The sequence below is a fragment of the Halomonas sp. THAF5a genome, assembly GCF_009363755.1.
In the GTDB taxonomy this organism is placed as follows: Bacteria; Pseudomonadota; Gammaproteobacteria; order Pseudomonadales; family Halomonadaceae; genus Halomonas.
The window spans coordinates 258,089-278,767 of record NZ_CP045417.1 but is presented as its reverse complement, the minus strand read 5'-3'; the positions used below and the strand labels follow the sequence as shown (position 1 = coordinate 278,767).

The window sequence follows — 20,679 nt, the reverse complement described above, 5'->3', positions numbered from 1 at the left end:
GTCGACGCACCGCGAGTGGCGAGGTCTCCATGCATATCACCCCCCTGACCGGCAGCCGGGCCGAGATCGGCGAGGCCCACGGCCGCGCCCATGGCGAGCGGATCACCCGGAGCCTGGCGGTCTACGACCGGCTCTTCCGGGACTTCGTGGGCCTCGACTGGCCCCGGGCGCGCCGCGTGGCCGAGCGCTTCCTGCCGATGATCGAGCGCGGCTTCCCGGCGATCCTCGAGGAGATGGAGGGGATCGCCCGGGGCGCGGGCCTCGATCTTGCCGATATCCTGACCCTCAACTGCCGCAGCGAGATCTCGCTGACCCAGGCGAGCGGCGGCTGCTCGGCCTTCGCCCTGACGCACGGCCCTACCCAGTGGCTGGCCCAGAACTGGGACTGGCGCAGCGACCAGCTGCACAACGTGGTGGCGCTGGAGATTAGCGGCGACGACGCCCCGACGCTGTTCAGCATCGGCGAGGCCGGCATGGTGGCCAAGATCGGCATGAACGAGCACGGCCTCGGCGTCTGCCTCAACGCCATCCGCTCCCGTACCTGCGGCGAGGGCCTGCCCATCCACGTCGCCCTGCGCAAGATCCTGGAGTGCCGCGACCTGGACGACGCCGTGGCGGTGACGCGTCGCGACCGGGTCTGCTCGCCGGCCCACTTCCTCGTCGCCCAGGGCGACGGCCGGGCGCTGGGCCTCGAGGTGCACCCCGGCGAACCCGGTGTCCTCGCCCCGCGCCACGGCGTGGTGACTCACACCAACCACCTCTACGCCGGCGGCGGCGCCGCGGGGGTCGAGGACTTTCCGCGGGTCGACTCCCGTCCCCGCCTGGCGCGACTGGACCGCCTGCTGGGCGCCCTTCAGGAAGAGACGAGGACGCACCAGGGCACGATCGGCGAGGGAGAGCTCTTCGCGCTGCTCGCCGACCACCAGGACGCGCCGCTCTCGATCTGTCGCCACTTCAACCCCGACCAGCCCGCGGAGGAACGCATGGAGACGCTCTTCGCGGTGGTGATGGACCTGACCCGCCGACGCCTCACCCTGCGCCACGGCAAGCCATGCGAGAGCGACGAGAGCCTGACGGTGCAGTTCGGCGATGCCCCCGGCATGGCCCCGGATCAAGCGCGACAGGATTCCGAATAGCAATGATTGTCAACCGCAGACAGCGGTGCTAACGTAACGGCGCGATACATTCTCATTTTCATCAAGGACGCCCGCATGAAGAACCTGCTGCTCACCGCCCTCTGCACCGGCCTGCTCGCCTCAACCGCCCACGCCGAGGGGCCGGACCACTTCTCGGGCGAGCCCTCGCGCACCCTCGAGGAGGCGCTGACCCATCTCAACGAATACAACGCACGGCTGACCGAGCTGCTGGCCAAGGACGAGCTGAGCAACCGCGACCTGGGCACCGTCCACGAGCTCTCCTACACCCTGGAGAACGCCCTGGCCCGCATCGACGCCGAGGTCGATGCCATGGCCGTCTCCCTCGAGGAGGTCCACCTGGGCTCGGAGAGCGTCGACCGCGAGCGCGTCCGCCTCAACGGCATGGCCTACCTCAACGCCGCGCGGCCGCTGACCGCCGACTGAGCCTCGGTCATCCCCGCTTCCGGCCGCGCTCCCGGCGGCCGCGAGGCCGCGCCGGTGCCTCAGCCGGCCAGCGCCTCCTCCACCAGCGCCCGGGCCTCGGCGCTCATCGGCAGGCCGAGGGCCAGTGCATGGGCGCCCGGCGACATCTTCCGCCAGGTCTTCTGCACGATGCGAATCAGGTGGTCGTGGTCGACCTGCCGGGAGAAGTCGGCGAAGTAGTGCTCCAGGAACACCAGGCAGGCGCAGTCCTCCACCGCCTGCACCCCCGGGTCGCGCCCCAGCCCCTGCTTGCGGATCAGCGTCGCCACCCGCTCGGCCGCGGCGGCATCGTAGCCCGCCTCCCTCATCAGCGTCGCGGTGGTCTCACCGGCCCGCCGTCCCTGGTCGCGACGCCAGGTCAGATAGCCCACGCGCCCCTCGGGATAGTCACTGCGCGGCACCTCCCAGCGCTGCAGGTGCTGGCCGCGCACCGCCAGGCGCACCAGCTCGTCCGGCGACGCCTCGAGCCGCTCCAGCCAGGCACTCATCCGGCCGGCGTGCCACAGCTCCTGGGGCACCGACTCTCCCGCCACCGTCACGCGGCGTGCGTCCTCGGCGTGCAGGGCATCCAGGGCGGCGAGGGTCGCCGCGAACGGGGAAGAGTCGTGAGGAGATTCGACAGGCATGGGCGTGCTCCTGGGTCGAGTAGGGTCGGGTCGGTGGGGTTCGCCGCCACCAGCATACCGGGCCGCCCGGCTCGGCGCCCAGCCCGCCCGCCGGGGGGACGCGCGCATAAAAAAGGCCCCCGGAAGGGGGCCAGTTGGAGCACGCCAGCTCACTCGTTGCATCGCCACTCCGATGGCGATCCTGACAAGCTATAAGCGAAAAGCACGCCAGAAATGAAAATCTAATTACTTAACAAAGGCTTATAGAAAAACGGCGCCTCGCCGCGCCGCCCGCTCCACGTTGCACCTGCACCATGGCGGCACCGACTGTCCGCCCGCTGCCCCATCACGGCCCATCGCCCTCGGGTGCTCGCCGCATCATCGCCCTGTCATGGGGTCGACCCACCGCTGTCATGGAGAGCCCCGATCCTGCATCTGCCCCTCGCCCCACCCGGCGTTTCCCGATCCCGTGCAGGAGCCCCCATGACGATCACGCGTCGCGATGCCATCAAGCTCGGCCTGAAGGGAGGTGCCGCCCTCGGCGCCTGCCTGGCCGCCCCGTCCATCGTGCTGGCCCAGGGCCGGCGCCCCACGCTGCCCTACGGCGTGATGAGCGGCGATATGCTCGCCGACCGCGCCATGCTCTGGGCCCGCGCCGACCGCCCCGCGCGCCTGTTGCTGGAGGTCGCCGACAACCCCGAGTTTCGCGGCGCCCGCCAGATTCGGGGCCCCGAGGTGCTGCCCGCCACCGACCTCACCGCCAGGCTCGACGTGACGGGCCTCGGCGACCTGGACACCGCCTACTACCGGATGCGCTTCGCCGCCCTGGACGACCACCGAGCCATCAGCGAGCCGATCACCGGCCGCCTGCGCCTGCCGCCGACCACCCGCCGCGACGTGCGCTTCGTCTGGTCCGGCGACACCGCCGGCCAGGGCTGGGGCATCGACGCGTCCCGCGGCGGCATGACCACCTACGCCACCATGCGCCGCCAGCGCCCCGACTTCTTCATCCACTCCGGCGACACCGTCTATGCCGACGGCCCCATGGAGGAGCGCGTGACGCTCGCCAACGGCGAGACCTGGCGCAACCTGGTCACCCCGGAGAAGCGCAAGGTGGCCGAGACCCTGGACGAGTTCCGCGGCCAGCACGCCTACAACCTGATGGACGCCAACGTGCGGCGCTTCAACGCCGAGGTGCCGATGCTCGCCCAGTGGGACGACCACGAGACCGTCAACAACTGGTACCCGGGGGAGCTCCTCGACGACCCCCGCTACACCGAGAAGAACGTCGACCTGCTGTCGGCCCGCGCCCGGCGCGCCTTCCTCGAGTACACGCCGCTGCGCCAGAGGCCCGACGCCCCCGGACGCATCCACCGGCGCTTCGCCTACGGCCCCGGCCTCGAAGTCTTCATGCTCGACATGCGCAGCCACCGCGCCGCCAACAGCCGCAACCGCCAGGCCGGCGGCGAGGCCGCCACCTTCCTCGGCCGCGACCAGCTGCGCTGGCTGCTCGACGGCCTGCGTCGCTCCACCGCCACCTGGAAGGTCATCGCCGCCGACATGCCCATCGGGCTGATGGTGCGCGACGGCGAGCACTTCGAGGCGGTCGCCAACGGCCACGGCGGCGAGCCCCTGGGGCGCGAGCTGGAGATCGCCGACCTGCTGCGCGCGATCCGCGACGAGGCGATCCACAACGTGGTGTGGCTGACCGCCGACGTGCACTACACCGCGGCCCACCACTATGCCCCCGAGCGCGCCGCCTTCAAGGATTTCGCGCCCTTCTGGGAGTTCGTCAGCGGCCCGCTGCACGCCGGCACCTTCGGCCCCGGGGAGCTGGACGCCACCTTCGGCCCCGAGGTGGTCTTCCAGAAGGCGCCGCCGGCCGGGCAGTCCAACCTGCCGCCCTCCGATGGCTACCAGTTCTTCGGCCAGGTCGATCTGGACGGCGAGAGCGAGGCGCTGACCGTCACCCTGATGGACGCGGCGGGCAGCGCCCTGCACACCCAGGTGCTGACGCCCGAGCGCGCCTGACCGCGTGCGGCCTCGTCGCCGGGCCCCGGGCACGGCGACGAGGCCCTGTCGCGGCGCCGACCGGGAAGTGCGCAGGAAGCCGAGACGGCACGTTGCTCATATATGGATTAACATATATCCTGGCGACTCATTCCTCTCTTCGCTTCAGGGCCTTCGCTGACCATGTCTTCGCTGCACGACCTGCCCAATATCGACCGACCGCTGTTTCGCGTCCCCGATCCCGAGGCGTTCGCCGCGCATGACGCGCCGACGCACCCGCCCCGCATCCTGCTGCTCTACGGCTCGCTGCGGGAGCGCAGCTTCAGCCGCCTGGCGGTGGAGGAGGCCGCACGGCTGCTGGCCGCCATGGGCGCCGAGCCCCGGATCTTCGATCCCCGCGGGCTCCCGCTGCCCGACGCCGAGGAGGCCAGCCACCCCAAGGTGGCCGAGCTCAGGGAGCTGGCCGCCTGGGCCGACGGCATGGTGTGGTGCTCGCCGGAGCGCCACGGGGCGATGACCGGCATCATGAAGGCGCAGATCGACTGGATCCCGCTCTCGCTGGGCGCCGTGCGCCCCACCCAGGGCAAGACGCTCGCCGTGATGCAGGTGTGCGGCGGCTCCCAGTCGTTCAACAGCGTCAATCAGCTGCGCGTGCTGGGGCGCTGGATGCGCATGCTGACCATCCCCAACCAGTCCTCGGTGCCCAAGGCCTACCTGGAATTCGACGAGCAGGACCGCATGCGCCCCTCCCCCTACTACGACCGCATCGTCGACGTGATGGAGGAGCTGGTGAAGTTCACCTGGCTGGTGCGCGGCCGCACCGACGCCCTGGTCGACCGCTACTCCGAGCGCAAGGAGAGCGCCGCCGAACTCTCGGCGCGGGTCAACCAGCGGGCGATCTGAGCGCCACGGCGCTCAGCGCCAGGCGAGCCACAGGGCGGCGACGGCCACGCCCAGCAGGAAGAGCGCCAGGCCGAGGCGCCGGGTCGGCAGGCGCGCCGCACCGATGAGGGCACGGGCAGGCTCGGCCGGGTCGTGGCGGATGGTCAGGGTACGGCCGGGCGGGTAGTCGGCGAGATACGCCTCGGCCTGCTCGCGCCCCGGGAAGGTCGGCGCGCCGTCGAAGCGGCCGTTGTCCGAGGCGACCTCCCGGCCGCCGACCCGATAGACGATCGTCACCCGCGCCAGGTAGCGCCTCGGCTGGTCGGGGCTCTCGCGGTTCTGCACCGGCGAGCCGAGTTCCTCGAGCGCGGTATCGGTCACCCGGGCCGTCGCCTCGGGCCAGCGGCTCGCGCTGCGCCGCCGCCAGGCGGCCCGGGCCGAGAGGATGGCACCGGCCAGGGCAGCGACGGCGATCAGCAGGGGAAGCGGGGACATGGCGCGGCTCCGGTCATCGAGGGAGCCGCCATCATGGCCGCCGGCGGCGGCGTTGCAAAGGCATCGATCGCGCCCCTGCCGCAACGACACAGGGCCCCGGCTGACACGCGAGGAAAAGCGCCGCACACTGGGACGAACCGGGCGACCGCAGCTGGGCCGTCACCCGGCAGGGCAGGCACACACCGAGGGGCATGGCACCGATGGACATCTCTCAGGCCGGCAAGGGGCGCGAACCGGCACTCGTCGCCCTGTTCACCGCGACCTTCACGGCCTCGGAAGGCGCAGCGGAGGGCGCGCTGATCGGCGACCTGGTGCGCCGCCTGCTGGCCGACACCCCGGCTTCGGATCGCTACGTGTTCACCGCCGAGGCCGGTGGAACGATCGTCGGTGGGGCGATTTTCTCCCGGCTGATCTACGACCGGGAGGCGCGAACCGTGTTCGTGCTGGGCCCGGTGGCGGTGGCGACCGAGCGGCAGGGGGAGGGCATCGGGCAGCGGCTGTTGAGCCACGGCCTGAAGACGCTGGGCGACGCGGGGGTCGATGTCGCCATGACCTATGGCGATCCGGGCTACTACGCGCGGATCGGTTTCGCGCCGATCAGCGAGGCCTTCGCGCCGGCGCCCTTCCCCCTGCAGCATCCCGAGGGCTGGCTGGCGCAGTCATTGACGGGGGCCGAGATGACGCCGTTGCAGGGCAAGGCGCGCTGCGTCGCGGCACTCGACGACCCGGTGTTCTGGTAGGCAACGCAGGGAGCGACCCATCACGTTGAGAGGAGGGAGACACGAAGAACCTGCGATGGATGACGACCCTGCTGACCACCACCGATGTCTCGGCGCTGTCACCTCGTCATGCCAGCATGCCGTCACGCGGCTGACCGCCGCCGCCATCGACTCGACGTTTGCCAGCCGGCGCTAGGGCCGCTAGGTTATTGCACGGTCATTCAATAAAAGGACGCCCATGAACATCCTCATCCGCCTTCCCCTCGCCACCGCCCTGGCGCTCGGGCTCACCGCCCCGCTCACCGCCCAGGCCGACGCCCTCGAGCAGCAGCTCGACGACCTGCAGCAATTCCAGATCATCGCCCACCGCGGGGCCAGCGGCCACGCGCCCGAGCACACCTGGCCGGCCTACGAGCTGGCCCGCGAGATGGGCGCCGACTACCTCGAGCTGGACCTGCACATGAACGCCGACGGCGAGCTGATGGTGATCCACGACACCACCCTGGAGCGCACCACCGACGGCGAAGGCAAGGTGAAGGACTTCACCCTCGAGGCGCTCAAGGCGCTGGACGCCGGCTCCTGGTTCAACCAGGCCCACCCCGAGCGGGCCGACGACGCCTACGCCGGCGCCCGGCTGCTGACCCTGGATGAGGTGATCGACCGCTACGGGCGTGATGTGCGCTACTACATCGAGACCAAGTCGCCCGAGCGCTACCCGGAGCTGCAGCGGGCCCTGGTCGAGACCCTGGAGGCCGAGGGACTGGTCGACGCCGGCTCGGTGATCATCCAGTCGTTCAGCCGCGACAGCCTCGAGCAGGTCCACGAGCTCAACGCCGACATCCCGCTGGTGCAGCTGGTGTGGTACTCCCCCGCCGAGGACGGCGACGGCCTGGTCGAGTGGACCGGCGTGACCCCGGCGCCCGCCGAGATCACCGACGCCGACTTCCAGGCCATCGCCGAGTACGCCGTGGGCGTCGGCCCCAACGTCGTCTATGACGGCGAGGACGTGATCGACAAGAGCTTCGTGGAACAGGCCCACGCCAACGGGCTGCTGGTGCATCCCTACACCATCAACGAGCCCGAGCAGATGCAGCGCCTGCTCGACTGGGGCGTGGACGGCATGTTCACCAACTTCCCGGATCGGCTCCGCGAGATCGTGGAGTAAGGCGCCTCGCCTCACATGGCCGAGAGGTCGGATGACACGGGCCGGCCCGGGAGCGATCCCGTGCCGGCCGGGTTTCCTGGGCCCCTCGCCCGCATGGCCGCCTCGGGCCCGGTGCGGCCTACCCCTCTTCCACCCGCCGACGCCGCGCCCGCCGACGCCGCGCCCGGCGGCCCGCGCCCATCCGCCCCAGGCCCCGCCGTACCGGGCGCCACAGCCGGCTGAGCAGCCACAGCACCGGCAGGCCGAGCACCAGCCAGGGCGTGAGGAACACCACCACCAGGATGACCTGGCCCACCGACTCGAAGAACAGCGCCGCGCTGCGGTCCAGCGCTCGCCACAGGGGAGCGAGCACGCCGTGCTGGTGGGGCTCCACCCAGCGCTGTTTCTGGAAGCTGGCGGCGATCGCCACGGTGTCGGTGACCCGCGCGAGGTGGCGCTGCTGGCCCTGCATCGACTCGATCTCCCCCTGCACCCGGGCCAGCTCGCGTTCTACCTGCAGCAGGTCCTGGATGCGCCGCTCGCTGAAGCCGCGCCCTTCCCGGGCCAGCTCCTGGAGGCGCTCGCGCAGCACGATCTGCTGGGCGAGGCGGGCCTCGGTGTCGATCATCTGCTGGGTGCGATCGTTGCGGATGATCTCCACCCCGCTCAGCGCCGGAGATTCGGTCACCAGCCGTACCGGCTCGGCCTCCGCGACCCGATCGCGCGCCACGCGCATGGCGAGATAGGCGCTGGCCAGGCCGTGCCGCGGCGTCTGCAGGCGCCCCTGCTGCACCTGACAGTCGGGGCTGGCCAGGCAGGCCTCATGGGTCTCGCGGTAGGCGGTCAGCAGGGGCTCGGCCGCCTCGAACTGCAGGCGGTAGTCGCGGCGCTCCTCGATGCGCGGCTCGGCATCGCGCTTGGCGCTGGCCTCCGGGGCGGCGCGCACCAGGGCCTCACCGGCGATATCCGCCGACGGGGAAGCGAGCCTGGCCGGCGGCGCCGTGGTGTGCGGGGCCTGGTCGCAGCCGCCAAGACCGGCAGCCAGTGGCAGACAGAGGAGCAACGGCAGGAGGCGGCGCGGCTGAACGGGCATGGGGTCATCCTTGACGAGAAGCGACGCTTCAAGCCTAGCATCCCGCCCGCCGCCTGCGTCGGAACACCCGCCTCATGGGGATCGGCGCCTCCCGGCGATGAGTCGATCCCGGCCCTCGATCGCCTCGGCCTCGATGCCCCTGCTCCCGGGAGCGCGCTCGGCTCAGCCCCGGGCGACCTTCACCGCCGTGCCGGTCGCCACCAGGAACAGCATCGACTTGCCGCCGCCGGAGATCTCGCTGTAGTCGAGGTCGATGCCAACCACGGCATTGGCGCCCAGCGACGCCGCCTCGAGGCGCAGCTCGTCCAGGCAGGCGACCCGGGCATCGCGCAGTGCGTCCTGGGAAGACTTGTTGCGCCCGCCGAAGAAATCGCGGAAGCCGGCGAACATGTCCTTGAGGACGTTCATGCCGAACACGCACTCGGCGGAGACGATGTCGAGGTGCTCGGTCACACGGTATCCCTCGAGGTGCGAGGAGGTGGTGAGGATCACGCGCTCTGACATGCACGGCACTCCCTGTGGTGGCGATCATGGTGAGCGGCAGCGCGCGACTCAGTGCACGGCGACCGCCCGGTCATCATGCGCGGCCAGGGCGCGACCGGGCAAGATGTCAGGCGGCGACGACGGAGCGACGCCCGGATTCAGATCGCCCTGGCCTCGTCGTCCAGCCGCTGAGCGGTGCGGTCGATCAGGCGTAGCCACACCAGCAGCACCGCCCCCAGGGCGACGAAGCCACCGGCCAGCCACAGGCCGATGTCGTAGTGGCCGGTGGCCTCGGCGAGCATGCCGGTCAATGCCGGCGCGAGGATCTGGGCGGCGCCGTAGGCCAGGGTCATGCGTCCCATCATGCGGGCCGGGCTCTGGGGATAGAGCCGGCCGGCCATGGTCAGCACCAGGCTCACGCAGCCCAGGAAGGTACCGCCGTAGAGCACCGCGCTCGTCAGCACCCCCGCCAGGCTGTCGGTCACCGCCGGCAGCACGATCCCCACCACCTGCAGGCCCATGGCAGCGATCAGCGCGCCGAGATAGCCGATCCAGCGGGCGACCAGATCCCACAGCATCACCGCGGGCGCCGCCGCCAAACCCACCAGGGCGAAGGTCCAGTTGCCGGCCCCGGCCAGCAGCGGCTCGCGCTCGACAATGGCGACGATGAAGGTGGCACTGATCACGAAGCCGTACCCGGCACAGAAGTAGGCGGCCAGCATCAGCCGCATGAAGGTGCGGCTGGGGGGCTCGGCCCGGGGCGGGCTTGCCCCGCTGCCCGGCACCGGCGCCGCGGGGCGCGGCAGCCAGCACCAGGCCGGGATCAGCAGCGCCACCGCCAGGGTGGCGAACCCCCACCACTGGGCCTGCCAGCCAAGCGCAAGGCGCACCATGAGCTCCACGGCCAGGGCGGCCAGCAGCATGCCCAGGCCGACGCCGGCGAAATGGATGCCGAGCTCGCCGCGCTGCCGATGGCTGATCAACCAGTGCAGGATCAGCCCAGAGGCGAGCAGCATGGCACCGCTGCTCGAGAACCCGGCGATCAGACGCATCGTCGCCCATAGCCAGAAGCTGTCGGCCAGCGCCATGCCCGCCGTGGAGAGCAGGGCCAGTACCAGGGTGAGTCGGTAGAGCCGGTCCTTGAGCCGAAGGCTGCCGATGGAGGCGGCGATCAAGGCCCCGAGCATATAGCCGGCGTAGTTGAGGGCGGCCAGCCAGCCCCCCTGGGCATCGCTCAGCCAGGTCTGCTGCTGCATCACCGGCAGCAGCGGCGTGTAGGCGAAACGCGCGACCCCGACGCACAGCAGCTGGCTGAACAGGCCGGCCAGCAGGACCCTGAGACGCGGGGAAAGAGAAAAGGGTCTCGCCATGCCGGGCTCTCCTTGAGCGACAGTTAAGGCCGCCTCCTGGCCTCACGGGAACGAACTCGCCGGCGTGGCCGCCGGTGGGCCTCAGGGTAAGGGGAAATGCGCGCCAGGCCGATGCGACCTTCGGCGCGGAGCATGGCCCCGCCTCACGGCAAAGCCGAGCCGTCACCGGATCCTCAGAAGCTGTAGGTCACCCCGGCGGTAGGCATATCGCGAGCACCGATCTCGGCGGCGGCGAGGGAGATACGAGAGGAGAACGTCTGTGGCATCTCACCACTCCTGTGCATCTTTCGGGGGGCGAGGAGTTTACGCGGGCGAGGTGCGACACCCTACCCCACAGACGCTCTCCCGCCACCTTGGTAGGCTCGATGACCCTATCCATCGCCAGAGATGAGGAACGGCCATGTGGGATGAACGCTTCGACAGCGACGACTACCTCTACGGCACCGAACCCAACGACTTTCTTCGCGAGCATGTTGACCTGATCGGCGCCCCGCCGAAGCGGGTGCTGTGCCTGGCCGATGGCGAGGGGCGCAACGGCGTCTACCTGGCCGGGCTCGGCCATCGAGTGCTCTCCGTGGATGCCTCCGCGGTCGGCCTGCGCAAGGCCGCCCGACTGGCCGAGACCGAGGGCGTTGCGCTTCAGACCCTTCACGCCGATCTCACGGAACACCGCTTCGCCGCCGAGGCCTTCGACGCGGTGGTGTCGATCTTCTGTCACCTGCCCGAGGCGGGGCGCCCGCACCTGCATCGCCAGGTGGTACGCACCCTGAAGCCCGGCGGCGTGCTGATCCTGGAGGCCTACACCCCGGCCCAGGTGCCGCGCGATACCGGCGGGCCGGACACCCCGGATCGCACCCCCACCGCCGCGGAGCTGGAGGCGGCCTATGCCGAGCTCGAGATCCTCGCGAGCCGCGAGTTCGACCGCCCGGTTATCGAGGGTCGCGGCCATACCTGCCTGGGGGCCGTGGTGCAGTTCATCGCCCGCAAGCGCTGACGTGACCGCCGGCGGCCATCATGACCTAGCCGTTGAGCCACCAGGTGGCGGCATTGAGGTAGGCGGCGAAGCTCACCCAGGCGAGGTAGGGCACCAGCAGCCAGGCGGCGGCGGGTGACACCCGTGCGAAGCGGCGCAGGGTCAGCACGATCAGTCCCCAGAGCAGCAGCAGGTCGAGCAGCGCCGGGCCCATCCAGTGCAGGCCGAAGAAGAGGATCGACCAGAGCGCATTGGCAGCGAGCTGGGCCAGGAAGGGCCAGAGCGTGAACCAGCGCGCCCCAGGCGGGGCGGCCAGGGTGGCCCGCCAGGCGGCCAGCGCCATCAGCAGGTAAAGCGTGCTCCAGGCGATGGGGAAGGCGAGGTCGGGCGGCGTGAGCGGCGGCTTGGCGAGCCCGGCGTACCAGTCGCCGGGCGGGGTGGCGATACCGCTCAGGGCGGCCAGCGCCACCAGCGCCAGCCAGCCGATCAGCACCAGGGCGGAACGCGTCGTGGTCATGATCACTCCCAATCATGGTGGAGTCGGTATCCTAGGCGGTGGCGGTCCCGCCGTCGAAGATGGTGACGCATAGACACGGGGAGAACGACATGGACGAGATCCTGGATACCCTCATCGTGGGCGGCGGCATGGTCGGCGCGGCCACCGCCGTGGCCCTGGCCCAGGCCGGCCTGCGCGTGGCGATGGTCGAGGGCGGCGAGCCCCCGGAGGCGATCCACGTCGATGCCCCCTTCGACCTGCGGGTCTCCTCGCTCAACCTCGCCTCCCAGCGGCTGCTGGAGGCGATCGGCGCCTGGGCGTTCATCCCCGAGGCCCGGCGCTGCCCCTTCCAGCACATCGAGGCCAGCGACGAGGCCGGCCGGCGCCATGTCCGATTCAGCGCCGAGGCGCTCGAACTGCCGGACTTCGGCCACTTCGTCGAGAATCGAGTGATCCGCCGCGCCCTGTGGCAGCGGCTGGCCGAGATGCCCCGGGCGACCGTCATCACCGGCGCTGGCCCGGCGGCCTGGCTCCCCGGCGGCCAGCACGGCCTGCTGGAACTCGACGACGGCCGGCTGCTGGCCGCGCGGCTGGTGGTGGGGGCCGATGGGGCGGCTTCCCGCACCCGTCAGCTTGCCGGCATCGCCACCCGCGACGAGGAATACGGCCAGCGCGCCCTGATCATCAATGTGCAGACACGCCTGCCCCAGCAGGACGTGAGCTGGCAGCGCTTCACCGCCCGCGGCCCCCGGGCGATGCTGCCGCTGCCTGGCCATCGCGCCTCGCTGGTGTGGTACGACGACGACGCCGCCACCCGAGCCCGGGAGGAGCTCGACGACGAGACCCTGTGCCGGGCCATCGAGCGCGACTTCCCCGACCGCCTCGGCGGCGTCGAGGCGGTGCTGGGTCGCGCCAGCTTCCCCATCCGTCGCCGCCACGCCGAGCGCTACGTGCGACCGCGCCTGGCGTTGGTGGGCGACGCCGCTCATGTGATCCACCCGCTGGCCGGCCAGGGGCTCAACCTCGGCCTGCAGGACGCCGAGGCGCTGAGTCGCCGGGTGATCGCCGCCTTCCAGGCGGGCGAGGACCCGGGAGAGCGCCGGCTCCTCGCCGGCTATGCCCGCGAGCGGCGGCCCCAGACTCTCGCGATGATCGCCGCCATGGAGACCTTCCACCGGGTCTTCACCGGAACCGCGGCGCTGCGCCGGGCCGGCGCCGCCGGCCTGGCCGTGGCCGACCGCCTGACGGGGGCCAAGCGGCAGGTGATGCGCCATGCCCTGGGGCTCTGACGAAGCGCAACACGCGGTGGCCCGGGCGGGCAGCGTTATGTTATAACCTCCGCCGCATTCCCGGAGGCGCTCCCATGGCACACCGACACCACCGGCACCGCCCCGAAGGGCCCTGCCACTTCTCGCTGATGTCGCTCTCCGCGACGCGCCGGCTGCTGCTGGCCGCCGCGCCGCTGGCCGCCCTGTGGCTAGCGGTCTCCTGGGCCGCGGGGTGGTGGTCCTGATGACACGCCTGCAACTGCACGACCTGCAGCTGGCCCGCGGCGGCCAGACGGTTCTCGAGCACCTCGACGGGCGCTTCATGGATGGCGCCATCACCGCGCTGATCGGCGCCAACGGCGCCGGCAAGAGCACCCTGATCGCGGCGATCATGGGCATGCTCGAGCCGGTCGCCGGCCGGGTCGAATGCACGGTGCCCAGGGAGCGCCGCGCCTGGCTGCCCCAGCAGCTGGCGCTCGACCTGACCTTCCCGATGAGCGTGGAAGAGCTGATCATGACCGGCACCTGGCCGAGTCACGGCGCCCTGAAGGGCTACTGCGGCCCCCACTACCGCCGCGGCCGCGAGATCATGGCCAAGCTCGGCATCTCGCACCTGGCCCACCGCCCGCTCGGCGAGCTCTCCGGCGGCCAGCGCCAGCGCGCGCTGTTCGGCCGCACCCTGATGCAGGAGGCCGAGCTGCTGCTGCTCGACGAGCCCTTCGCCAACGTCGACATCGAGACGGTGGAGGTGCTGATGGAGGTGCTGCGCGACATGGCCCGCCAGGGCACCACCATCCTGGTGGTGCTCCACGACATGGAGCAGCTCGCCCGCCTGGCCGACGACGTGCTGCTGCTTTCCGGCGGCCACGGCCGCTGGGTGCGCCCCGATGCCCTGCTCGACCACCACAGCGGCCTGGCGCCCCGGGCGCCGCGCCTGCCCCTGACCTTCCCGGAGACCTCCCGTGCTGGCACTGCTTGACGCCTGGCTGCTCGCCCCCTTCGACTACGGCTTCATGCAGCGCGCCCTGGTGGCCGGGCTGGCGCTGTCGCTGGCCGCGCCGCCGCTGGGGGTGTTTTTGATGCTGCGCGGCATGAGCCTGATCGGCGACGCCATGGCCCACGCCATCCTGCCCGGGGTGGCGCTGGGCTTCCTGGCCGCCGGCTTCTCGCTGCCGATCATGAGCCTCGGCGGCATCCTCTCGGGCCTGCTGATCGCGGTGCTCGCCGGCAGCGTCTCGCAGATGACCGGCCACAGGGAGGACTCGGCCATGGCCAGCTTCTTCCTCATCTCGCTGGCCGCGGGGGTGATGCTGGTGTCGCTGGGCGGCAGCAGCGTGGATCTCACCCACGTGCTGTTCGGCTCGATCCTCGCCGTCGACTCCACCGCCCTGATCCTGATCGCCGGCATCAGCAGCCTGATCGTGATCACCCTGGCGGTGATCTTCCGCGCCCTGGTGGTGGAGTGCCTGGACCCGCTCTTCCTGCGCGGCCAGGGGGTGCGCGGCGGACTCGTTCACGGCATCTTTCTCGGCCTGGTGGTGCTCAACCTCACCGCCGGCTTCCAGACCCTGGGCACCCTGATGGCCGTGGGCCTGATGATGCTGCCCGCCACCACAGCGCGCTTCTGGAGCCAGCGCCTGGAGGGGCTGATCGCCATCGCCATCGGCGTGGCGCTGGCGGCCAGCACCGGCGGCCTGATGCTCTCCTACCACCTGAGCCTGCCCTCGGGCCCGGCGATCATCCTGCTGGCCGGCCTCGCCTACGTGCTCTCCGCGCTGTTCGGCCGCCACCACAGCCTCGCCGCCCGCCGGCGCCGCCACGCCATGCCGCTGGGCGCCGCCGAGCCCCACTGACGCCACCCAAGAAGGAAGCCACCATGCGCCTCTCCCGCCCCCTCGCCCTGCTCACCGCCACCCTGCTGGCCCTGCCCGCCCTGGCCGCCGAACGCGTCCAGGTGGTCACCAGCTTCAGCATCCTCGCCGACATGATCGACCACGTCGGCGGCGACCACGTCGAGGTGACGGCGCTGGTCGGGCCGGACAGCGACGCCCACGTCTACTCGCCGCGCCCCACCGACGCCCGCCGGCTCGCCGAGGCGGACCTGGTGGTCTTCAACGGCCTGCAGTTCGAGGGCTGGATGGAGCGGCTGATCGACGCCAGCGACTTCGACGGCCCGCTGGCGGTCGCCACCGACGGCCTCGAGGCGCACCTCGCCGAAGGCGACGATCACGGCGCCCACGACGACCACGAGGGCCACGAGGGCCACGAGGGCCACGAGGGCCACGAGGGCCACGACGATCATGCTGGCCATGACGATCATGCGGACCACGCCGGCCACGAGGATCACGACGCTCATCGGGGCCACGATCACGGCCACGACCACGACGGCGCGGACCCCCATGCCTGGCAGGACCTGGGCCTGGGCGAGGTCTACGTGGGCAACATCCGCGACGGCCTGATCGCCGCCGACCCGGCCCACGCCGACGCCTACCGGGCCAACGCCGAGCGCTACCTGGCGGCCATCGACGAGGCCGACGCCGAGCTGCGCGCGCTGCTCGAGGAGATCCCCGCCGACACCAGCGTGATCACCGGCCACGACTCCTTCGGCCACTTCGCCCGCGCCTACGGCCTGCGCTTCCTCTCGCCCCAGGGGCTCTCCACCGCCGGCGAGCCGAGCGCGGCCAACATGGCGCGGCTGATCGACGTGATCCGCGAGCAGAACGTCCGGGCGCTGTTCCACGAGAACATGACCAGCCCCGCCATGATCGACCAGCTGGCCGAGGAGACCGACCTGCCGGTGGCCGGCACCCTCTATGCCGACGCCCTGGCAAGCGACGGCGAGGCCTCGAGCTGGCTCGGCATGCTGCGCCACAACGCCCGGGTGCTCCACGACGCCCTGGCAGCGGATCATGAAAAGCCGGGCCATGAACAGCAGGGCCATGATGCGCACGACGACCACGCGGCGTCACCCGACCACCAGCACGACCACCAGCACGACCATGAGCACGGGCACGACCACGCGCACTGAGGCCTCGCGCACGGCACGCACGCGGGCGTCATCCTCGGATGGCGCCCGTTTTTGTGTAACATCGAGCCACGCCCCTCGCCAGGACCGTCGCCATGCTCGAGTTTCGCCAGGTCGAGAAGGCCTACGCCACCCCCCAGGGCGCCCTCGAGGTGCTCGCCGGGGTCGACCTCACCCTCGCCCCCGGCGAGAGCCTGGCGCTGATGGGCGAGTCGGGCAGCGGCAAGTCGACCCTGCTGCACCTGGCCGCGGGCCTCGACCTGCCCGACCGCGGCGAGGTCTACCTCGCCGGGCGGGCGCTCTCCTCGCTTGCCGAACCGGCCCGGGCGCGGCGGCGCCGCGAGACTCTGGGCCTGGTGTTCCAGCAGTTCCACCTGGTGGCGAGCCTCACCGTGCGCGACAACCTGCGCCTGCAGGCGCGCCTGGCGGGCCGCGAGCGTCCCGACTGGACGGCCGAGCTGATCGCGCGGCTGGGCCTCGGCGGGCTGGAGCACCGCTACCCCGAGCAGCTCTCCGGCGGCCAGCAGCAGCGCCTGGCCATCGGCCGCGCCCTGGCGCCGCGCCCCGCCCTGCTGCTCGCCGATGAACCCACCGGCAACCTCGACGAGGCCACCGCCGGCGAGGTGCTCGCGCTGCTGCTGGCGCTGGTGCGCGATACCGGCTGCAGCCTGCTGATGGTCACGCACAGCCCGCGAGTCGCCGCGCCGCTGACGCGCTGCCTGCGGCTCAGCCGCGGCCGGCTCGCGCCGCATCGCCCGTCGGAGGGCGACGCGTGCGCCTGATCCTCGTCGCCCTGGTCACGCTACTCGGCCACTATCGCCGCCACCCCGGACAGCTCGCCATGCTGCTGCTGGGCCTCTGGGTGGCCGGCGCCCTGTGGAGCGGCGTGCAGGCGATCAACGCCTCGGCCAGGGAGAGCTACGCCCGGGCCGAGGCGCTCTTCACCGGCGGCCTGGATCGCCTCGAGCGCCGCAACGGCGCGGCGCTCTCCCGGGATGACTTCGTCGCGCTGCGCCGCGCGGGGCTGCCCGTCTCGCCGCTGCTGGAGGGGGAGGTGGTCAGCGTCGCGGGCGAGCGGCTGATGGTCATCGGCATCGACCCGCTGACCCTGCCCGGCGACAGCGCCTTCGCCACGCCGGGGGCCGGCGACGACCTCACCGCCTTCTTCATGCCGCCCGGCCAGACCCGCCTGGCGCCGGAGACCGCGGAGCGCCTGGGGCGCGAGGCCGCCACGGCCCCCGGCGCCACTCCGGCGCTGGCCGACGGCCGGCGCCTGCCGCCCCTGGCCCTCGCCCCCTCGCTGCCGCCGGATACCCTGGTGATGGACATCGCCGCCGCGGCAAGGCTGCTCGGCCGCGACGAGCGCCTCGACCGGCTGGGGGTCGAGGCGGGTGCCCTGGCGGCGGCGCCCGCGGGCTATCGGCTGGTCCGCGCCGCGACCCTCGCCACTCCCGGCGAGCTCACCGCGAGCTTTCACCTCAACCTCACCGCCATGGCGCTGCTGGCGCTGATCGTCGGGCTCTTCATCGTCCAGGCGGCGCTGGGCCTGGCGCTGGAGCAGCGCCTGGGGCTACTGCGCACCCTGCGCGCCCTGGGCGTGCCGGGCCGCACCCTGGTCGGCGTGCTGGCCCTGGAGCTCGTGCTGCTCGGGCTCATGGGCGCCCTGGCCGGCATCGCCAGCGGCGTGTGGCTCGCCCGCGCCCTGCTGCCGGACGTGGCCGCCACCCTGCAGAACCTCTACGGCGCCGCGGTGGGCACCCGGCTGGCGCTGCCCTGGCACTACTGGCTCGGCGGGCTCGGCGTGACCCTGGGCGGGCTCGCCGTGGCCGGCGGCGGCACCCTGTGGCGGGCCGCCCGGCTTGGCGTGCTGGCACTCGGCCAGGCCCAGGCCTGGCGCGCCGGCTACCGGCGCCAGCTGAGACGCCAGGTCCTCGCCGGCGGCGGGGCCGCCCTGCTGGCGCTGGCCACCGGGGGATGGCTCGCGACCCGGCCGCCTGGGGAGGGGCTGATCGCCGGCTTCGTGCTGATCGCGGCGCTGCTGCTGGCCGTCGCGCTGTGGCTCGCGCCGCTGCTGGCGGTGGGCCTGACGTGGCTGGGCAGACTCGCCCGGCGCCGCCCCTTGTCCCAGTGGGCCCTGGCCGATCTGCAGCTGCAGCTGCCGCGGCTGTCGCTCGCCATGATGGCGCTCGCGATCGCGCTCTCCGCCAACCTGGGCGTCGGCAGCATGGTCGGCGGCTTCCGCCTCACCTTCCTCGACTGGCTCGATCAGCGGCTGGCCGCCGATCTCTATCTGCGCCCGCCGGCCGAGCACTTCGACGCGGTGCAGGCCTGGCTCGCCGGCCGCGACGCCGTCGCCGAACTGCTGCCCACCGCCGAGGCCGAATCGACCCTGCTCGAGTTGGCGCCCCGGGGGCGCGATCCCCGCCTCCTGGGGGTGCCGGTGACGCTCTTCGGCCTCACCCCGGGCGAGCGCCTCACCCCGAGCTGGCCGCTGCTGGCGACGAGGGAGGGACGCGACGCGGCCTGGGCCGCCCTCTCGGACGGCGAGGCCTTCGTCAACGAGCAGCTGGCCCTGGGCCGGGGCATCGCCCCGGGTGACCGGCTCGTCCTGCAGGCGCCGAGCGACCAGGGCACAGACAGAGAGACGGTCACGGTGGCCGCCGTCTATCCCGACTACGGCAGCCCCCGCGGCGAGGTGCTGCTCTCCACGACCCGGCTGCGCGAGCGCTTCGCCGCGCCGCCTTCGTCCATCGGCATCGTGCTCGCCGAGGGGCACGCCGCCGCCCCGCTCGCCCGGGCGCTGACCGCGCGCTTCGATCTCGACGACGAGGCGCTGATCGACCAGCGCCGGGTCAAGGCGCTCGCCACCGACATCTTCGAGCGCACCTTCGCCATCACCCGCGCCCTCAACGCCCTGACGCTGGCGGTGGCCGCCCTGGCGCTGCTCGCCAGCCTGCTGGCCCAGGCCCGGGAGCGGCGTCGCCGGCTGGCGCCGCTCTGGGCACTGGGGGTGTCGCGCCGCACCCTGGCGGGCCTGCAGCTCGTCCAGCTGGGCGGGACGGCGCTGGCGACGGGGCTTCTCGCCGTGCCGCTGGGCATCGCCATCACCGCCTGCCTGGTGGCGGTGATCAACGTGGCCGCCTTCGGCTGGCGCCTGCCGCTGCACATCTTTCCCGGCGAGATCGCGCTGACCCTGGCCACCGCCGTGGCGGTCGCACTGCTGGCCGCCGCCCTGCCGGCCCTGACGCTCTGGCGCACCCCACCCCGGGCGCTGCTCGCCGAGGAGGAGACCACATGAGGCGTTCCCTGACCCGCGCATGGCGACGGCAACTGCTCGGCGCGCTCTTCGCCCTGGCCCCCCTGCTGGCGGGCTGCGCCGAGGAGTCGCCCCCCGCCGCGTCCCGGGGCTTCGCCGGGCTCGGCGCCGAGGCCGGCGGCTTCATCCAGGCCGCCCCGGGCACGCCGCTTCACTTCCCCGAGGACCACGGCGCCCACCCCGACTACCGCCTGGAGTGGTGGTACCTCACCGCCAACCTGGAGGACGCCGACGGCGAGGCGCTGGGCATTCAGTGGACGCTGTTCCGTCAGGCCCAGCAGGCGCCGGCCGAGCGCCCGGCGACGCCAGGTCCCTGGGCCGCCGAGCAGCTGTGGATGGCGCACATGGCGGTCTCCCGAGGCGAGCTCCACCGGGTCGCCGAGCGCTTCGCCCGGGGCGACTCCGATGTCGCCTCGCCCGAGCGGGACCCGGCCGGCGTCACCGCCCGGCCCTTTCGCGCCTGGATCGACGACTGGACGCTGGCGAGCCGCGTGGCGACGCCCGGGCGCGACGCCCTGGACCGGCTGACGCTGCGCGCCCGCGAAGGCGAGGGCGAGGACGCCTTCGGCTACCGGCTCGATCTCGCGGCCCGGGGCCCGCTGGTGCGCCACGGCGAGGGCGGCTTCAGCCAGAAGTCCGCCGACGGCCAGGGTTCGATCTACGTGAGCCAGCCCTTCTTCGATGTCGCCGGCGAGGTCACCCTGGCCGGCGAGACCCATACGGTGACCGGCCGCGCCTGGCTCGACCGCGAGTGGAGCAGCCAGCTGCTCGGCCCCGACCAGACCGGCTGGGACTGGTTCTCGCTGCACCTCGACGACGGCCACAAGCTGATGGCCTTCCGCCTGCGCGGGGGCGGCGAGGGGGGCGGCGACTATCTCTCCGGCACCTGGATCACCCCCGCCGGCGAGGCCACGCCGCTCGAGCGCGATGCCCTGCGCCTGACCCCGCTGGAGCGCCGCCCGGTGGCCGGGCGCGAGATGCCGACCCGCTGGCGGCTCGAGCTCCCGGGGCGGGGGCTCGACCTGATCGTGGCCGCGCCCCATGCCGAGCGCTGGATGGCGACCACCGTGAGCTACTGGGAGGGCGCGGTGCGGGTCACCGACCGCGACGACGGCACCCCGCGGGGAGAGGGCTACCTCGAGATGACCGGCTACTGACGCGCGGTTTTCATGGCCCCAATG

General features: G+C 72.3%; 21 protein-coding genes. 15 read left to right on the top strand and 6 right to left on the bottom strand.

The window, feature by feature from the left end:
- Positions 1-29: 29 nt before the first annotated feature.
- Both FIU83_RS01245 and FIU83_RS01240 read left to right on the top strand, forming a co-directional pair.
- The gene (locus tag FIU83_RS01245; protein WP_152482389.1) at positions 30-1,136 is read left to right on the top strand and encodes a C45 family peptidase; all 1,107 of its coding nucleotides are present in this window, start codon (positions 30-32) and stop codon (positions 1,134-1,136) included.
- 75 nt (positions 1,137-1,211) lie between these two features.
- Complete coding sequence (locus FIU83_RS01240) at positions 1,212-1,580, top strand: DUF6746 family protein (RefSeq protein WP_152482388.1); 369 nt, start codon at positions 1,212-1,214, stop codon at positions 1,578-1,580.
- A gap of 59 nt (positions 1,581-1,639) precedes the next feature.
- Here the strand turns inward: FIU83_RS01240 and FIU83_RS01235 are convergent, their stop codons facing one another.
- Positions 1,640-2,245 (bottom strand): DUF4202 domain-containing protein, encoded by a 606-nt coding sequence (locus tag FIU83_RS01235; RefSeq protein WP_152482387.1) that lies wholly within the window; start codon positions 2,243-2,245, stop codon positions 1,640-1,642.
- A gap of 462 nt (positions 2,246-2,707) precedes the next feature.
- Here FIU83_RS01235 and FIU83_RS01230 point away from each other — a divergent pair, with 462 nt between their 5' ends.
- Both FIU83_RS01230 and arsH read left to right on the top strand, forming a co-directional pair.
- Positions 2,708-4,255 (top strand): alkaline phosphatase, encoded by a 1,548-nt coding sequence (locus FIU83_RS01230; RefSeq protein WP_152482386.1) that lies wholly within the window; start codon positions 2,708-2,710, stop codon positions 4,253-4,255.
- 162 nt (positions 4,256-4,417) lie between these two features.
- Positions 4,418-5,137, top strand: a complete 720-nt coding sequence (gene arsH, locus FIU83_RS01225; RefSeq protein WP_152482385.1) for an arsenical resistance protein ArsH — start codon at positions 4,418-4,420, stop codon at positions 5,135-5,137.
- 12 nt (positions 5,138-5,149) lie between these two features.
- Here arsH and FIU83_RS01220 read toward each other — a convergent pair whose 3' ends face one another.
- Positions 5,150-5,611, bottom strand: a complete 462-nt coding sequence (locus FIU83_RS01220; RefSeq protein ID WP_152482384.1) for a DUF3592 domain-containing protein — start codon at positions 5,609-5,611, stop codon at positions 5,150-5,152.
- A gap of 191 nt (positions 5,612-5,802) precedes the next feature.
- Here FIU83_RS01220 and FIU83_RS01215 point away from each other — a divergent pair, with 191 nt between their 5' ends.
- Positions 5,803-6,351 (top strand): GNAT family N-acetyltransferase, encoded by a 549-nt coding sequence (locus FIU83_RS01215; protein ID WP_253939514.1) that lies wholly within the window; start codon positions 5,803-5,805, stop codon positions 6,349-6,351.
- Between the two features lie 217 nt (positions 6,352-6,568).
- Positions 6,569-7,495, top strand: a complete 927-nt coding sequence (locus FIU83_RS01210; protein ID WP_152482383.1) for a glycerophosphodiester phosphodiesterase — start codon at positions 6,569-6,571, stop codon at positions 7,493-7,495.
- 118 nt (positions 7,496-7,613) lie between these two features.
- Here the strand turns inward: FIU83_RS01210 and FIU83_RS01205 are convergent, their stop codons facing one another.
- The 3 genes from FIU83_RS01205 to FIU83_RS01195 form a co-directional block, all read right to left on the bottom strand.
- Positions 7,614-8,567: a DUF4349 domain-containing protein gene (locus tag FIU83_RS01205; RefSeq protein ID WP_152482382.1), complete on the bottom strand. Its 954-nt coding sequence runs from the start codon at positions 8,565-8,567 to the stop codon at positions 7,614-7,616.
- 162 nt (positions 8,568-8,729) lie between these two features.
- Entirely contained in the window at positions 8,730-9,071 is a 342-nt protein-coding gene (locus FIU83_RS01200; RefSeq protein WP_152482381.1) for a YbjQ family protein, read from the bottom strand.
- A gap of 137 nt (positions 9,072-9,208) precedes the next feature.
- Positions 9,209-10,420, bottom strand: a complete 1,212-nt coding sequence (locus FIU83_RS01195; RefSeq protein ID WP_152482380.1) for a YbfB/YjiJ family MFS transporter — start codon at positions 10,418-10,420, stop codon at positions 9,209-9,211.
- A 400-nt stretch (positions 10,421-10,820) separates the two neighbouring features.
- On the opposite strand from FIU83_RS01195, the gene FIU83_RS01190 reads away from it, so the two are divergent.
- Positions 10,821-11,414 (top strand): cyclopropane-fatty-acyl-phospholipid synthase family protein, encoded by a 594-nt coding sequence (locus FIU83_RS01190; RefSeq protein WP_152482379.1) that lies wholly within the window; start codon positions 10,821-10,823, stop codon positions 11,412-11,414.
- A gap of 25 nt (positions 11,415-11,439) precedes the next feature.
- On the opposite strand, the gene FIU83_RS01185 is transcribed toward FIU83_RS01190, so the two are convergent.
- Positions 11,440-11,910, bottom strand: a complete 471-nt coding sequence (locus FIU83_RS01185; RefSeq protein WP_152482378.1) for a TspO/MBR family protein — start codon at positions 11,908-11,910, stop codon at positions 11,440-11,442.
- Positions 11,911-11,999: 89 nt separating this feature from the next.
- Here FIU83_RS01185 and FIU83_RS01180 point away from each other — a divergent pair, with 89 nt between their 5' ends.
- The 8 genes from FIU83_RS01180 to FIU83_RS01150 all read left to right on the top strand — a co-directional run bounded on the left by FIU83_RS01180 (position 12,000) and on the right by FIU83_RS01150 (position 20,655).
- Positions 12,000-13,178 (top strand): UbiH/UbiF/VisC/COQ6 family ubiquinone biosynthesis hydroxylase, encoded by a 1,179-nt coding sequence (locus FIU83_RS01180; protein WP_152482377.1) that lies wholly within the window; start codon positions 12,000-12,002, stop codon positions 13,176-13,178.
- A 74-nt stretch (positions 13,179-13,252) separates the two neighbouring features.
- On the top strand, positions 13,253-13,402 hold the full coding sequence (locus FIU83_RS17405; protein WP_172975998.1) for a hypothetical protein: 150 nt from the start codon (positions 13,253-13,255) through the stop codon (positions 13,400-13,402).
- Positions 13,402-14,136 carry a metal ABC transporter ATP-binding protein gene (locus FIU83_RS01175; protein WP_152482376.1) on the top strand — a complete coding sequence of 245 codons (735 nt, stop codon included), beginning with the start codon at positions 13,402-13,404 and terminating at the stop codon, positions 14,134-14,136. The genes FIU83_RS17405 and FIU83_RS01175 overlap by 1 nt, the downstream gene beginning before the upstream one ends.
- Positions 14,120-15,010, top strand: coding sequence for a metal ABC transporter permease (locus FIU83_RS01170; RefSeq protein WP_152482375.1), 891 nt, complete (start codon positions 14,120-14,122; stop codon positions 15,008-15,010). The genes FIU83_RS01175 and FIU83_RS01170 overlap by 17 nt, the downstream gene beginning before the upstream one ends.
- A 23-nt stretch (positions 15,011-15,033) precedes the next feature.
- The gene (locus FIU83_RS01165; protein WP_152482374.1) at positions 15,034-16,185 is read left to right on the top strand and encodes a zinc ABC transporter substrate-binding protein; all 1,152 of its coding nucleotides are present in this window, start codon (positions 15,034-15,036) and stop codon (positions 16,183-16,185) included.
- A gap of 92 nt (positions 16,186-16,277) precedes the next feature.
- Positions 16,278-16,964: an ABC transporter ATP-binding protein gene (locus tag FIU83_RS01160; RefSeq protein ID WP_152482373.1), complete on the top strand. Its 687-nt coding sequence runs from the start codon at positions 16,278-16,280 to the stop codon at positions 16,962-16,964.
- Positions 16,955-19,480, top strand: a complete 2,526-nt coding sequence (locus FIU83_RS01155; protein ID WP_253939513.1) for an ABC transporter permease — start codon at positions 16,955-16,957, stop codon at positions 19,478-19,480. Before FIU83_RS01160 ends, FIU83_RS01155 begins: the two co-directional genes overlap by 10 nt.
- Positions 19,477-20,655: a lipocalin-like domain-containing protein gene (locus FIU83_RS01150; RefSeq protein ID WP_152482372.1), complete on the top strand. Its 1,179-nt coding sequence runs from the start codon at positions 19,477-19,479 to the stop codon at positions 20,653-20,655. Before FIU83_RS01155 ends, FIU83_RS01150 begins: the two co-directional genes overlap by 4 nt.
- The last annotated feature ends 24 nt before the right edge of the window (positions 20,656-20,679 follow it).